At 51.2% G+C, this 13,599-nt stretch carries 12 protein-coding genes; 2 read left to right on the top strand and 10 right to left on the bottom strand.

The features are described from left to right. Positions 1 to 134: 134 nt before the first annotated feature. The 4 genes from ACYP03_RS12630 to ACYP03_RS12615 all read right to left on the bottom strand — a co-directional run bounded on the left by ACYP03_RS12630 (position 135) and on the right by ACYP03_RS12615 (position 5,037). The gene (locus ACYP03_RS12630) at positions 135 to 1,256 is read right to left on the bottom strand and encodes a DUF1513 domain-containing protein (protein ID WP_459780158.1); all 1,122 of its coding nucleotides are present in this window, start codon (positions 1,254 to 1,256) and stop codon (positions 135 to 137) included. Beyond that, on the bottom strand, positions 1,237 to 2,247 hold the full coding sequence (locus ACYP03_RS12625) for an imelysin family protein (RefSeq protein WP_459780157.1): 1,011 nt from the start codon (positions 2,245 to 2,247) through the stop codon (positions 1,237 to 1,239). The genes ACYP03_RS12630 and ACYP03_RS12625 overlap by 20 nt, the downstream gene beginning before the upstream one ends. A gap of 10 nt (positions 2,248 to 2,257) precedes the next feature. After that, positions 2,258 to 3,682, bottom strand: coding sequence for a di-heme oxidoreductase family protein (locus tag ACYP03_RS12620; RefSeq protein ID WP_459780156.1), 1,425 nt, complete (start codon positions 3,680 to 3,682; stop codon positions 2,258 to 2,260). 104 nt (positions 3,683 to 3,786) lie between these two features. Next, complete coding sequence (locus tag ACYP03_RS12615) at positions 3,787 to 5,037, bottom strand: imelysin family protein (RefSeq protein WP_248140613.1); 1,251 nt, start codon at positions 5,035 to 5,037, stop codon at positions 3,787 to 3,789. Positions 5,038 to 5,600: 563 nt separating this feature from the next. On the opposite strand from ACYP03_RS12615, the gene ACYP03_RS12610 reads away from it, so the two are divergent. Continuing rightward, the gene (locus ACYP03_RS12610; RefSeq protein ID WP_248140614.1) at positions 5,601 to 6,098 is read left to right on the top strand and encodes a MarR family winged helix-turn-helix transcriptional regulator; all 498 of its coding nucleotides are present in this window, start codon (positions 5,601 to 5,603) and stop codon (positions 6,096 to 6,098) included. Positions 6,099 to 6,220: 122 nt separating this feature from the next. Continuing rightward, complete coding sequence (locus ACYP03_RS12605; protein ID WP_330959271.1) at positions 6,221 to 7,126, top strand: LysR family transcriptional regulator; 906 nt, start codon at positions 6,221 to 6,223, stop codon at positions 7,124 to 7,126. Here ACYP03_RS12605 and ACYP03_RS12600 read toward each other — a convergent pair. The 6 genes from ACYP03_RS12600 to ACYP03_RS12575 all read right to left on the bottom strand — a co-directional run bounded on the left by ACYP03_RS12600 (position 7,026) and on the right by ACYP03_RS12575 (position 13,578). Next, positions 7,026 to 7,796 carry a TSUP family transporter gene (locus ACYP03_RS12600; RefSeq protein ID WP_248140616.1) on the bottom strand — a complete coding sequence of 257 codons (771 nt, stop codon included), beginning with the start codon at positions 7,794 to 7,796 and terminating at the stop codon, positions 7,026 to 7,028. The genes ACYP03_RS12605 and ACYP03_RS12600 overlap by 101 nt on opposite strands. 367 nt (positions 7,797 to 8,163) lie before the next feature. Continuing rightward, on the bottom strand, positions 8,164 to 9,006 hold the full coding sequence (locus ACYP03_RS12595) for a hypothetical protein (RefSeq protein ID WP_459780154.1): 843 nt from the start codon (positions 9,004 to 9,006) through the stop codon (positions 8,164 to 8,166). 132 nt (positions 9,007 to 9,138) lie between these two features. After that, the gene (locus ACYP03_RS12590) at positions 9,139 to 9,585 is read right to left on the bottom strand and encodes a globin domain-containing protein (protein ID WP_248140618.1); all 447 of its coding nucleotides are present in this window, start codon (positions 9,583 to 9,585) and stop codon (positions 9,139 to 9,141) included. A gap of 155 nt (positions 9,586 to 9,740) precedes the next feature. After that, positions 9,741 to 10,565, bottom strand: coding sequence for a tetratricopeptide repeat protein (locus ACYP03_RS12585; RefSeq protein ID WP_459780152.1), 825 nt, complete (start codon positions 10,563 to 10,565; stop codon positions 9,741 to 9,743). A 320-nt stretch (positions 10,566 to 10,885) separates the two neighbouring features. Continuing rightward, positions 10,886 to 11,938 carry a hypothetical protein gene (locus ACYP03_RS12580; RefSeq protein ID WP_248140620.1) on the bottom strand — a complete coding sequence of 351 codons (1,053 nt, stop codon included), beginning with the start codon at positions 11,936 to 11,938 and terminating at the stop codon, positions 10,886 to 10,888. 299 nt (positions 11,939 to 12,237) lie between these two features. After that, on the bottom strand, positions 12,238 to 13,578 hold the full coding sequence (locus ACYP03_RS12575) for an aminotransferase-like domain-containing protein (RefSeq protein WP_459780150.1): 1,341 nt from the start codon (positions 13,576 to 13,578) through the stop codon (positions 12,238 to 12,240). Positions 13,579 to 13,599 lie beyond the last annotated feature (21 nt).

The following is a 13,599-nucleotide window of genomic DNA, read 5'->3' as shown; positions in this document are numbered from 1 at the left end:
TGTGCTCTCCGATTCCGACATTATTATTATGGCAAAGCGAAACACTTACCGCCTGAAGCAAGCGGTAAGTCAAAACTGTTTCGTTCTGTTAATAAAAGTAGCGAGAAGTGCGGAGGGTCAGTTGTTTCAAAGTTTCAACTGAGCAGCAGATTCCAGTGGTTATCCCACATCACAGCAGACTGAGCAATCTGCCCGGCGTTTTCAGGGCCACGGGTCAGGATCTTCCCGGCCCCGGAGCCCACCACCCATTGCCCCTCGCTGACAGCGACACCGGATGCGTCCGTGAGCGGTCGCAAATCGACCAGCTCACCACTGGCTTCGTGCCAGATCCCGTAACAGTTTCCGCGTGGCGAGGTCGCCAGCAGATAACCGTCCAGACTGGCAATGCTGGCGATGTAGTGATTGAAATGCAGCCATTCCTCGTCTTCAGCCAGTAAGGGCCGGAGAGCCCCGCCACGACGGTGAAGATGAACCAGTGGCGCAGCCTGTTCTGGCTGGCCCCGGTATTGTTGTCCGCAGGCAATTTCACCGGTATCCGTCACAGACAGATGCCGGATGCTGAGCCGCTTATCCGCCAGAACCGCTTTTTCCAGCACTTCCCCGGTTCGGATATCCAGATACACCAGCGCCGGTTGCATGGTCTCCAGATTCAGCGGTTCACGTCCATGGGTATGCACACCACCGACACCAACAGCCAGAGTATGAGCGTCAGCAAGCACCACCTCATGCGGTCCGATGCCAAACCCCGTGTATTCTGCGACTTTCTTTAAACCGGCTGAGGCATCGTAAACACCGATGACGCCCTCGCTGGTTGCGCTGATCCCTTCAGTGGTAAACAGATAGCGGCCATCCGCCGAAAACGCCCCGTGGCCATAGTAATGTCGGCCTTGATCCGCGCGTCGCAGTGGTAATGCCACGCCGGTGTTGGGATTGAAAGCCTGCATATAGCTGCCGGGACGCCTTGCAAACGCAACCGCCAGCTCGCCGCCCGGCTGAATGGCAACGCCATGCCCGCGCTCCGGCAAAGCAATCTGATGCAGCGGTCGGCCGTGCGTGTCAGCCACGACCACCGCAAACCGGCCGTCTGGTGTCCGGCTGCAGCCAATAATGCGATCACCTTGTGCCACAGACAGACTTTCATCAGCTTCTGCTGAAACACAAGCCGACAGCACGCCAGCCGTCGGCAGCAGAATCGCCGCGCCAAGCGCTTTTTTCAGAAGCGCACGTCGTGTTAAATCAGTCACCATCGGTTGCATTAAACCCTACTACAATTCCCAACGCCTGCGAGACTTCATCATGAAGCGTGAAACGGATGGACTCCAGATCATTGTAAAGACTGATCAGCTCACGATATCCGTCCTTTGATTTCAGCATCGCCCCCATGCCCGGACTCTGTGGCCAGTCTGCCAGCACATTCCTGAACTTGTCCGTCAGCCGCTCAGCCATCGCTGTTTCGCCTTTCGCACGCAGCAATGCATCCAGACCATTGCCTTCGGCAAGGTACAGCGCCTGCATGGCTTGAACATTCGCCTTCAGATTGGCCAGTGAGGTCTGAGAGCGCCACGATTCCGCCTGGTATGGACGCGGATGACCCGGTTTCCCCATCGGCAACGTCAGTTTCTTCATGGCAAAATCAAGCTGGTTTGTCAGAGCACCTAAATATTCCCCCAACGCCAGTTGCGGCGTCATCGCCTGCCACGGGTTGTCCTTCCAGGCACGTTCCAGCGCGTCACCGCTTTGCATCAGCCGTTGGCCGACCGCTGTGGCAAGCTCACAGCCGTGCGGCTGGTTCAAACGCTCCGGGTTGCCATACAGCAGCCATTCCATCGCGCCGACACCCTGCACAGCCACACTTTGATCCGCCAGTTCACGGGCAGTCCAGTTTTTCTGCTGTGCCAGCAGCTGCTCCATTTTACGGCCCGTGATGTCTTTTTTGTCCGGCCAGAACTGAATCTGCCAGGACAGAGACAATGCCTCTTCACTGCCTTTTTCCCGCCCCTGCAAGACCATCCAGTCCTGCATCAGCGTCTGCCATGCCGAACGGCTGGCCTCAAGCGTCTCTTCTGAAGGAGAGGCACACATCGTTGTCACGGCACTTTCAAGCCCTTTAGAGGCGGCATAAACTGCAGCCGCCGCTTGCTGATGTTGCTGGTGAATCGCCGCTGTCACTGAGGCTTGTTTGTCGTTACACCCAGCCAGCCCGGAAAGGACTGATATCAGACTGAGCGCAATTAACGTTTTTTTCATGCGATTGTCCTTACAGTGAGTGCAGGAAGGCCATCAGCGCTTCACGATCTTGTTTGTTCATTTGCAGAACCTGCGCACGGCTTCGCTCGGCTTCTCCGCCATGCCAGAGGACAGCTTCCATCATGTTCCGCGCACGGCCGTCATGCAGGAAATAAGTGTGACCGTTCACTTCTTCTGTGTAACCAATGCCCCACAGCGGTGCGGTACGCCATTCACGGCCATTCGCCAGGAACTCCTCCCGGTGATCCGCCAGTCCTTCGCCCATATCATGCAGCAGTAAGTCTGTATACGGATGAATGGTTTGCTCTGAAAGTGCAGGCAGGCTGTCTACTTTCGTAGTCTTCAGCTGACTCTGGTGGCAGGAACCACAACCACTCTCCGCAAACAGATGCTCACCGCGCTGCACCTGAGGGTCGGCCAGATTGCGTCGGATCGGCACACCCAGATGGCGGGAATAAAACTCAACAAAGTTCAGAATCTTATCACTGACTTCCGGTTCGCCACCGTTTGGTAACGTCTGGCAGGCGGTTTGTCCGCTGGTGCAATTTTCAACCGGGAAGAGACTGCTGGTCAGCCCCATATCCCCGTTGAAAGCACCGGCATCCTGCTGTTTCAGGGTTGGCTGACCGGCTTTCCATCCAAAACGGCCTGCAACGGTCTGTTGTTTCTCAACATCCCAGACACGGTTCAACCGGCCGGAAACGCCTTGATCTTTTTTCAGCTGTGCTGCTGCCAGAGATTCCAGCGTCTGCTCAGGAATCTGCTCCAGCAATCCCAGTCCGATCATCGGTGGTGCGACACGGGCAGACATCATGATATCCGGGTGCATCTCACCATAATTTAAATCGGTGATGGCCAGCTTCGGCTTGCGCAGAGTCACCACTTCACCGTCAGCAAAAATCACCGGGACATCGGTGTAAATCACCTTTACCTGCCCTTCCGGTTTGGCATCCGGCAGCGCAAAGTCCTGAAGTTGTCCGCCGTAAACCGGATCAGGCACCACGCCATCCATAATCAGGGATTTCTTCTGTTCCGGGGTCATCGCCGGAATACTCAGGCGCACCAGCATAGATACACTGTTCTTGTCACCGGCTTCAGGCGGATGGCCGCGACCATCTTTAATGTGGCAATTCTGGCAGCCATTGGTGTTAAACAACGGCCCCAGACCGTCACGGGCATCCGTCGTCGCAGGCGCCTGAACCCATGGGTTTCTGAAAAAACTGTTGCCGACACTGAAATCCAGACGGTTCACCAACGGCAGGTTAGCCGCCGGCATTGAAAATGCGTTCGCGCCGGCCTTATTCACACTGGTCTCTCCACCTGATTTCATCAGGGCAGATTCAGTTGTTAAGGCATCAGCGGTCTGGGCAAAAGCCGGAAACGTCAGCGGCAGAGAAAGCACAGCAATCCTGGCTGCAAAAGTCCTCAAATTCATTGTTGATACTCACATTTTTTCATAGTTTTTCTGATGAACAATGACGACAAAAGGGCTCAACTGAGCCCTTCTCTTTATTTATAATTTTTTGACGTCATCACGAATTAAAACTGGTGATCCGCAGTATCCGGATTCAGGCTTGTGACACCCAGAATACCAGCGGCACGTTCAATTTCTGCCGTCTGTTTTACCAGTGCCATAATGGCGTCATTCACAAGCTTATTCCCGGCTTTGTTGCCTGCTGCAATCAGCTGGTCAAAATGCTGGTTATTTTTCTCTGCTGATTCAACCAGGGCATAAACCTGTGCACGCGTCTGGTCAAATTCAGCGTGGATGGCTTTCGCCGCTTTTGGATCTTTCTCAGCAACCAGGTCATGGATGCTCGGACCGGACAAGGTGCTGCCATCAACACGCTTGTAAGTACCGGTGTAGATGTTGTAGATACCCTGCTCATCGTAGAAATGAGAATTATGGGTATTGTCTGAGAAGCAATCGTGCTCATCTTCAGTCGAGTTTGCTTCCAGCGCAACTTTCATCCGCTCACCGGCCAGTTCGCCCAGCGACAGAGATCCCATTCCGAACAGCATTTTGCGCAGACCGTTTTCCGGGCTGTCTGCCAGAAGCTCACTGCGGTAATTGCCTTTCTCTGTTGCCGACCATTGCTTGGTCATCCAGCCCAGATCCGTCAGCAGCAGCTGAGAAGCGGATTTCAGGTAAGTCCGGCGACGGTCACAATTACCGTGAGTACAACCCTCACCGCTGATAAAGTCGGTGTAAGCACGTTCACCTGCACCCGCATTGGTGCCATTCAGATCCTGTCCCCACAGCAGAAACTCAATTGCGTGGTATCCGGTTGCGACATTCGCTTCAGAACCACCAATTTCATTCATGTCTGCCAGCAGCTCCGGCGTAATTTGTGACGCATTGATGGTCACATTGCCAACCTGAATCTGTTCATTTGCAATGATATTTGCCGTTGCGCCTTCATTACCCAGCTCATGATGGTAACCCTGCGCGACATAGTCGATCAGGCCTTCATCAAGTGGCCATGCGTTCAGTTGGCCTTCCCAGTCATCCACAACGGCGTTACCGAAACGGAAAACCTCAGATTGCTGATAAGGGATACGCGCCAGTTTCCAGGCAGCTTTTGCCTCGGCCAGCGTCTTTTCAGATGGGTTTGCAATCAGAGCATCAATCGCCTGGTCCAGGTTGCGCGCTGTCGATTGCGCATCGCTGAATACGTTAAAAGCAATATCTGCATAGTGTTGAACAACGTCTTGCTTGGTGGCCGCCTGTGCATGACCTGTCGCCAGCACTGAAGCCGCGAGTAAAGAAAGGGCAAACGTCTTTTTCATTGTGACATGTCGTCCTTGATCAGTTTAAAAACAATTAAGGCTAAAATTGATAATCATTATTATTCACATGAGCAACAATAACAAGTAACAGAAAGACACAATTTGAAAAATAACGCACAAAATTTGTACGAACAGAAATATGCAACGATGCTTCGCTTAAGTTTTATACAACATAAAAATCTCATTTTCACGGCGGCCTTCCGACAGCTTATTCACCCGTACTCACATCAAAGGACCGTCACAATTTATCGCTCACTGCCAGTCGCCTAAACTCAGTAAGAGGCTCCTTCCGGTTGTACAAAACAGCTGCGAAAGCGCTCATCGGCATCCAGAAGCACTAAACAAAGATGAAAAATCGAGCAAATCATGGTTTTTACTGCGTTTTTTGATAGAAGGCTAAACAATTGGCATGCTAGAATTTCGCATCAGCGAAAGGGACCTGCCGGTTTACTCCAATCTCACGCAGCTGTTTACCCTAATATAAGAATCAATCATGCATTTGCCGCTTCAGCTTCTGTCTGAACTTTCAGGATGGACGAACGGCAGAAAGGTGGGAGAGCAACATGGACAAACATGAAGAAGTCCTTATCGCCCTGCGACAAATCATTCGTGCAATCGATTTGCACTCAAGACAACTGAATAAGTCGACCGGACTGACCGGGCCGCAGCTTGTATTAATGAAAGCCATTCGTGATTCAGGTGAAGTCACCATCCGTCAGCTTTCCAACAATACCAATATGAGTCAGGCAACGGCGACGACCATTCTTGACCGTCTGGAAAAACGCGGACTGGTCGTCCGGGAAAGAAGCACACTGGACAAGCGAAAAGTCCACGCCCACTTAACCGATGAAGGACGAGCACATCTGGAAAAGGCGCCTCTGCCGCTTCAGGAGAGCTTTGTATCCCGTTTCCAGCAGTTAGATGAGTGGGAGCAGTCGCTGCTGTTATCCTCCGTCCAGCGAATCTCTGCCATGATGAATGCAGAACATCTGGATGTTGCACCGATGCTTGAAGTCGGCAGCATTACGCAGACCCATCCGGACGACACCTCGAACAACTAATCCCCTTTTCCAAGCCGCCAGCATCTCATGACTGGCGGTTTCCTGTTTCCTGTTCCGCATACACACGATTCTTTGCTAGAATTCATTCCGTTTTTTCATGAATGAGTCATCCGGAGACGCTGATGCTGCTTGAAGGTGTGGAAACGCTGCTGGTTCTTGCAAAAGAAGGCACAATGAGCCGTGCCGGCAGCCGTTTGTATATCAGCCAGAGTGCGGTCAGTAAGCGTATCGCCCGGCTGGAAAAACGGTTGGGAAAAAAACTGATTGTTCCCGATGGCCGCCACATCAAACTCACACCGGATGCACAGGCATTAGTGGCTCAGGTTGGCCCCGGATTCAACGAACTGAAAGGCCGGATTTTCGAGCAGCAATCTGTCCGGGATAATACACCGATCACAATGGCGTGTTCAGAAACGCTGGTCTCCGGCTATCTGGCCCCTTTCATGGGGAAATACCTGAAAACCGATCCCTATATCGTGATCAGTACGCATCACACCCCCGTGATCGTCGAACGGGTGCAGTCCGGGGATGCGACTCTGGGTTTTTGTGCCGGACACATGCCGGGCCAGCATGGTCTTCAGCTCATCCACCTGATGAATGAGCCCTTTACCGTTGTGTACGACCGGCATCTCGCTGAGCCGCCCGCCGCCCTGCTGACCAATGATCTCAGTAATCCGGCCAATGCGTATCAGGCCGGATTACTGCAGCAGGCCGGTATCAAGCCACTGATGGAAATGGACTCTTACACCGCCGCAGCCAAGCTGGCTCTGGCTGGCACCGCACCGGCCCTGGTGCCCTTCTCTGTGGTTCAGACCCTGGCCATTCCACCTGAAAATTGCCAGCACTTTGCCTTTCTGGATGATTTAATCCGCCCGATTTATCTCTGCTACCGCCAGCACAGTTACCGCGCAGAACGGGTCAGAACTCTTATTGAAACCATTGCGGATTTTGTTCCCAGAGCAGCTTTGCAGCCATCAGCATCGACATCGTCACCACCATCGGACGAATCAGCTTCCGCCCCCTGCTGACGACTACTTTGGCACCGAGCCGCGCTCCCATAAATCCGCCCACCGCCATCACCAGACCCACTTTCCAGACCGGCAGCCCGGCCAGAACAAAAAACAGCAACGCGGCAATGTTCGAGGTGAAATTGAGGACTTTGGTTCGTGCCGTTGCTTCCACAATACCAAGCCCCGCCAGCGTCACAAAGCAAATGGTAAATAATGAACCGGTGCCGGGACCAAAGAAGCCGTCATAAAATCCGATGCCCGTTCCCACGGTAAACGCAAACAGGTTGTCAGATATCCGGGCCTTTCCGCCATGAATACTGGCCTGCGGCGCCAGCAGAAAGTAGAGTGAGATGGCAATCAGCAGAACCGGGATCATCATGGTCAGCACACTGGCATCAATCTGCTGAACCCATTCTGCACCGACCGCTGACCCCGCAAAGGTACAGGCAATCGCCAGCCCCATTTGTCTTAAATTCACCATTCCGTGCCGGACAAAATAATAAGTGGCCGAAAAACTGCCAAATGAGCTTTGCAGTTTATTGGTCGCCAGTGCCTGAGTCGGCGGAATCCCGGCGGCCAGCAGTGCTGGCATCGTGAGCAGTCCCCCGCCGCCAGCGATCGCGTCAATAAATCCGGCCAGTCCGGCTACAAAAAACAGCAGCGCCAGAATGTCTAATGATATGTCCATACTTCTCCCTGAAACCAAACACTTACATCAGGCGAGAAAAGTAACAGCCTTCAGCTACGGATAACAGCGAAAGCTGAGATATAAACTCATTCCATAATGGAATTGATATCAATGCCGTGCTGAACAGCAGAATGAAGCTTACCGTTGACGGGTCTACAATTACTGAGGAGGTGCAAATTTATGTGTTTCTGCAGATATTTGAACGCGATTAAGCCAGGTTTTCCGGAAACTGAAACCTTGCAGGAATGGGTCGAAGCCGCCATTCAGGCCATTGAAGATCTGTTTAAGTCACCTCAGGATGCTGCAACGTACTGAATGGATGAACACGATGAAAAAAGGGAGCCTCGGCTCCCTTTGAACATTCAGTTCAGCGTCCTTCGCACACCTTCACCCGGCGTCTGCGGACGCAGGCTGCCACGGAGAGCAGACCAAAGCCCAGCATCGCCATTCCGGAAGGCTCTGAGACCCATGTAGGCGGTTCATCAAAGTACACGGTGCTATGTGCCCATTCTTCATATCCGGAATCAAACTCATCAAAACTCGCATACAGAACAAAGTTTTTCTGCCCGTCAGGGATTGATGACAGATAATCATCATTGATGAAAAATGCTATGTCCGTTGCACCGCTCCCCGGCCCGTTATTGTTCTTCCTTGCATCCAGACGGATTGAATTATCCTGAAACGTACCGCTATCACTCCAGTCCAGACTCCACAATAACGTCTTGTCTTGCAGGTGACTGATGTCGTCCACATTCTGGCTTGGTGTACTGGTCGAAAAGAGCATCAAATTCGTCAGCACGATTTCGTTGTCATTTCCTGTTTCATCAACATCCAGAATGAAAGTATAAAACCCGTAAGCGGACTGAAGCTCAGAAAACAATACATCACGTGTAAAATTTCCTGAGGGGTGCTGATCCATCATGTAAGGATCCGTGGTGCTGGTATTAAATCCTTCCTGAATACCGTTGCCATCTCCGTTGCTATTTCCGTTCCCGTTGCCATTTCCGCTTTCCTGAATACGCAGGAAAGATCCTAAATGACCTGAGCCGGCCCCGGTTTGCTGGTAAACAGTAACATAGCTGTTACCCTGACTCCCCATGTTCAGAACAGCCTGCTCCGTCCCGGGTGCTGCCAGGTTAATCTCAGCTGCACTGGCCGAGACTGCAAAACAACACGATGCAGCTAATGTTAACTTAATCAACAATTCCATGCTTTTATCCCCTGCGCAAACCACCTTGACATGGGTAATAAAAAGCAAGAAGCAGACCAAAATTAACCAACAGTTTTTCACCCAAAAGTATTCGCCCGAGAAATGAAGTCTAAAAATTTCCGGCGTCACACTTTAGTATGATGGAAGTCGTGTCATTTCTGCAGCCAGTGTCAGTTGCACCATGACATAACGTTTAAACACTTCATCATAAGGTTGAGCATCCAGTGCATACTGCATGCAATCAAGCCAGGCTTGCTTTTCTGCGCCGTTCAGACGGAGTCGTTTGGGGTTCGCCGACAGATAGCGCCGGCCGTTTGCTTTACTGTATAACGGCGTTTCTCCGGTCATCCAGATCGTGAAAAAAGAAACAAGAGAGGCCCGGAACTCTGACAGATCTTCAGGATATTTCTGACGGATACCGCTCGCTTCCGAAATTGCATCCAATGCATTGCAAAATGCATCAGCAAGCAAACCGATGCCCGCTTCTCCGCCGACAGCCCGCATGCGGTTTTCACCGGAGGAATAATCTTTACTGTCCAGACTGACAATGCCTGAAATATCGCGTTCTGGTGGTATCACAACAGCAAGAATCCCGAAAATCATCCATGTATTGATTATGTGTCAGCTGCTGTGAATTTCTGTATTTGAAATGGGAAAAAGAAAGCCTTCACAACGGGTGAAGGCTTGATATTGCATAACAGGAGAAGAATGATTGGCGTTATGCGAAAAGGGAATTACAGTGAAGCACTGTAAATCGTCTGATTTTGCTGATACAGCTTCAAACGCTGTGTGAATTTCGCAATTCGCTGTGCCTCAACATCCTGCTCCAGCTTATCCAACGCAATTTGCTGGGCTCTGACAGCCTGTAGGAACTGACCGCAGGCAGCATATGCAGCGGCGAGGTTGTCGTAATCACCTGCATCAGGACTGGTTTTACTGATCACCTGTTTTGCCAGTTTCAGCGCCAGATGACCATCACGTGCTTTTTCATCTTTACAGGTTGCATACAACCAGACCAGATTACGTTTCGAATCCAGTGAACCGCCGTTCGATGCCTGAGTAAACCAGTGAATGGCTTTACCGCAGTCCACCTGACCATCCGCACCTGAGGCATAGAACATTCCCAGCTCTTCCATCGCCGGAATGTCACCTTCATTTGCGGCTTTCGTGTACCAGTGCACCGCCAGTTCGCTGTCCTGTGGCACTAACTGACCGTTCTTGAACAGATCACCAATCATGGTTTTCACTTCGGGCATATCCACCGAAGCCTGCTCCAGCCAGTACAGACCCTTCAGCGGATCCGATTCAACTCCGCTTTTACCTTCCAGATAGGCGCGCCCCAGGAAAAGCTGCATATTTTTATCGCCTTCCTGAGCCTCCAGCTCTACGTACTTCAACGTAGACTCCAAATGATTTGTTGGCTTCGTTGTCACAGATGCCTGTGCCGGGTGAATGCCGTACCCGAACACAGCCAGACCAAGCACTGAACTGAATGCAAATTTTTTGAAAGAAGTGAGTCCGTTCGATGCCGGTGAAAGCAGTTTGCCACTGAATGTCATAGCTGTTTCTCTTTGTTTCCAATACGCGATGCAGAAGGAATGTAATGAATCGGAGGTTAAAAAACAACCAGCAAAAGCTGGGCAGGAAGGGATGAAAACAGCGACATTTGCGACAAAAATCACAAGAATCAAAGAGTTGATATCCAACGATTCAGATAATTTTTGCGCAAAAATGAGATATTGATCTTGCTACAAAAGCTAAAAACTCACATGTACAGCATGATCATCTGAGTGTTCAGGGAGTATTCAGTGTACGCCTCAACAGCAAACCGGCCAAACAAAGTTGGCCGGTTGGTTCGGTTCATGCAACAGCAGCATCTTTAATTCATTGAATCATAAAGGTCGTAGTTACCCGACGCATTATCGGTGACTTCAACATCATACTTACCATAGCCGGAGAACTCAGGGATCGCATCGTCTACATCACACATGATTTCGAAGTCGTAATACCCTTTCGGAATACTGGACATGCCGTAAGAGTATGTACCGTCGCCGTCATCATTGGCCATGGTAATGTAGTCTGGATCACCACCTGAACTTGGTCCTTCAGAATCTGACTTGAACAGATAAATCAGCTTCATTGCATCTTCGACACAAGCCGAGTCCAGCACGTCCCCCACAATATCGACCGCATCAAGCTTATTGACCAACCACATCCCCTTGCCGGTCAGGCCATACGCGCCGTTGTCTTTCATTTCCAGTGCGCTGTACGGGTCAATCATCATGGAATAGGTTTGCGGATAACCATATTTGTCTTTCAGGTTAAAGCCGGCAAATTCCAGCTTACCGCCCAAATCGACCGCTTTGTAATCGCCGTCATATTCCTGCACATAGGAATAAGGACTGCCTGAACTGATGTCCACATCACCGTCAAAGTCGATGTCGAAACCGCCATAAGTGCCCTGATCATTAATTTTCAGCGTCACGCTGACATAATCATCGACCGGTAAACCGACGCCTTTCAGCAAGTACACCAGATCATTACTCATGTGCAGCAGATCGACCAGTACCATGCCCTCGGGCAATGCATCTTTCACAATATCGGATGGCGGCACGCAATCCGGATCAGATTCCAGAGCCTGCTGAATGACCTCATTGGTGTATTCAATAATATTGCCGCTGCTTCCTTTCAGCTCCAGACCCGTAATCGCCAGACAGACTTTACGGGGGCCATCATAACCGTTGCCCGGATTGCTCGGGTCAGAAGGATCGCCTGGATCCGTATCCGGGTTCTCCGGAACCTCGATGGTGACAGGTACTTCCTGCTGACCATCAGAGTCCAATGGTGTATTCGCAGCATTGTCCGCACTGCCTGAATCACTACAGCCCGCCACTGCCATCATAGCGAGCATTAAAAGAATTATATTTTTCATGTCATTACCCCTACGACAAAACTGAATGAATCGTTTTTCTACACTCAATCACGGCCGCCAGGCTTCGCTTTAGTATTGAGTGATTAGTCAGATGGCCGACTCCAACACTAAAATTCTAGGCACTCAGTCACAGCAAAAAGCGCTATCGTCAGCGACACTAACGATTGAGAAAGGGGTCTTAGGAACAAGACAAAATTGGGAACAAAAAAAGTCAACGGCTGTGAATAAACAATGAGAATTCAGATGAAGTGAGCAACGGCCCTCAATACTGAGGGCCGATACAGGAAGGAGAATAAACGCTAGAAATGAAACAGGGTATTGATTTCAGACTGCAGTAACTGGTCGAGTTTACTTAAACCCTCTTCCAGCTTCTGATCAGAAGAAACTGACATCAGAGATAACCGGATGTGATCAGATTCTTTTGAGTCCGGACAAAAATAACTGCCGCTGCTGACAATCAGATCCCGGCTTTTCGCTTCCATCACAAAGCGCTCGGCCCGCCAGCCGTCCGGTAAAGGCAGCCAGATATGATATCCGTGAGATGTTGTATAAGGCACACTCAGGACCGACTGCGCAATCTGCTGCCGCTGTCTGGCAATTTGCTGCTGCAGCCCGGCCACATGGAAGGCGCTGCCATTTGTGATCATCTCCGCAGCAGCAATATAGTTGATAGGTGAAGACAACCAGATATTGGCCCGGATATGAGCATTCATGGCGGCCACCTGACTGTCCGGAACTTTGATAAATCCGCAGCGTAATGCAGGACTGATCGCTTTCGACAAACTGGTGATATGGAAAGATTGCTCGGGGATCCAGTTACAAATCGCCGGTATCGTCTCACTGTTCAAGAAAGCATAAACGTCATCTTCCACCAGCCACACATCTGATGCTGCAATGACGTCTGCTATCTGCTTCCGGCGTGCTTCAGGCATCGTCACCCCTGTCGGGTTCTGATGTGAAGGGATCGTGACCACCAGCTTCGGTTTATCATGCCTGATGACAGCTTTGAGATGTTCCGGCAGCATGCCTTCATCATCCATGTCGACGCCGACGACCCGCCGTCCCAGCAAACTGGCAATTGCCAGAATCCCGGGGTAAGTCAGCCTTTCAACCGCAATCGTGTCGCCGGGCTTTGTCAGCGCGATGATCAGCAATGACAGCGCATTCTGCGCCCCATCCACCAGCAGCGTATTTTCTGGGGTTCCTTTTTCCAGCCCGTAGCGGGCCGCCCACTGGACACCTGCAGCACGGTGCGCCTGATGGCCGGAAAATTCTGTATAACCGATCAAATCGGTACTCAGTTTGTTTGAAGCCTGTGTGAACGCCGCCTGTAGCCAGGGCAGACTCTGTGCCAGACAGGGCTGAAGAATGGAAAAGTTATAGACGGTTTCAAGGTCTGGTGCCTGAATCACCTGATCCAATTCAGTGTTCCCTTTTACAAAGGTGCCCCGCCCTACGAAAGATTCCACGTAGTTCTTTTCGACCAGCAGTTTATAGGCTTTCGCCACTGTTGCGGGGGTTGTTTCCAGTTCTTCAGCCAAATCACGATGCGTTGGCAGTCTTGAATTCGGCGGGTACTGACCACTGTCGATTCTCGACTCTATTGCACTGGCAATCTGCCTGAACTTGTTTTCACTCACGCCCAAACTCCATGAGGTGGC

This window comes from Photobacterium sp. R1 (genome assembly GCF_054600795.1).
The sequence above is the reverse complement of the archived record's forward strand: the minus strand, read 5'-3'. Positions and strand labels throughout refer to the sequence as shown.

What these genes read in the sequence shown, in the direction of transcription:
- ACYP03_RS12620 (WP_459780156.1), bottom strand. Translation starts at nt 3,682, where the DNA reads ATGAATTTGAGGACTTTTGCAGCCAGGATTGCTGTGCTTTCTCTGCCG.
- ACYP03_RS12630 (WP_459780158.1), bottom strand. Translation starts at nt 1,256, where the DNA reads ATGCAACCGATGGTGACTGATTTAACACGACGTGCGCTTCTGAAAAAA.
- ACYP03_RS12595 (WP_459780154.1), bottom strand. Translation starts at nt 9,006, where the DNA reads ATGGAATTGTTGATTAAGTTAACATTAGCTGCATCGTGTTGTTTTGCA.
- ACYP03_RS12625 (WP_459780157.1), bottom strand. Translation starts at nt 2,247, where the DNA reads ATGAAAAAAACGTTAATTGCGCTCAGTCTGATATCAGTCCTTTCCGGG.
- ACYP03_RS12615 (WP_248140613.1), bottom strand. Translation starts at nt 5,037, where the DNA reads ATGAAAAAGACGTTTGCCCTTTCTTTACTCGCGGCTTCAGTGCTGGCG.
- ACYP03_RS12605 (WP_330959271.1), top strand. Translation starts at nt 6,221, where the DNA reads ATGCTGCTTGAAGGTGTGGAAACGCTGCTGGTTCTTGCAAAAGAAGGC.
- ACYP03_RS12600 (WP_248140616.1), bottom strand. Translation starts at nt 7,796, where the DNA reads ATGGACATATCATTAGACATTCTGGCGCTGCTGTTTTTTGTAGCCGGA.
- ACYP03_RS12610 (WP_248140614.1), top strand. Translation starts at nt 5,601, where the DNA reads ATGGACAAACATGAAGAAGTCCTTATCGCCCTGCGACAAATCATTCGT.
- ACYP03_RS12585 (WP_459780152.1), bottom strand. Translation starts at nt 10,565, where the DNA reads ATGACATTCAGTGGCAAACTGCTTTCACCGGCATCGAACGGACTCACT.
- ACYP03_RS12580 (WP_248140620.1), bottom strand. Translation starts at nt 11,938, where the DNA reads ATGAAAAATATAATTCTTTTAATGCTCGCTATGATGGCAGTGGCGGGC.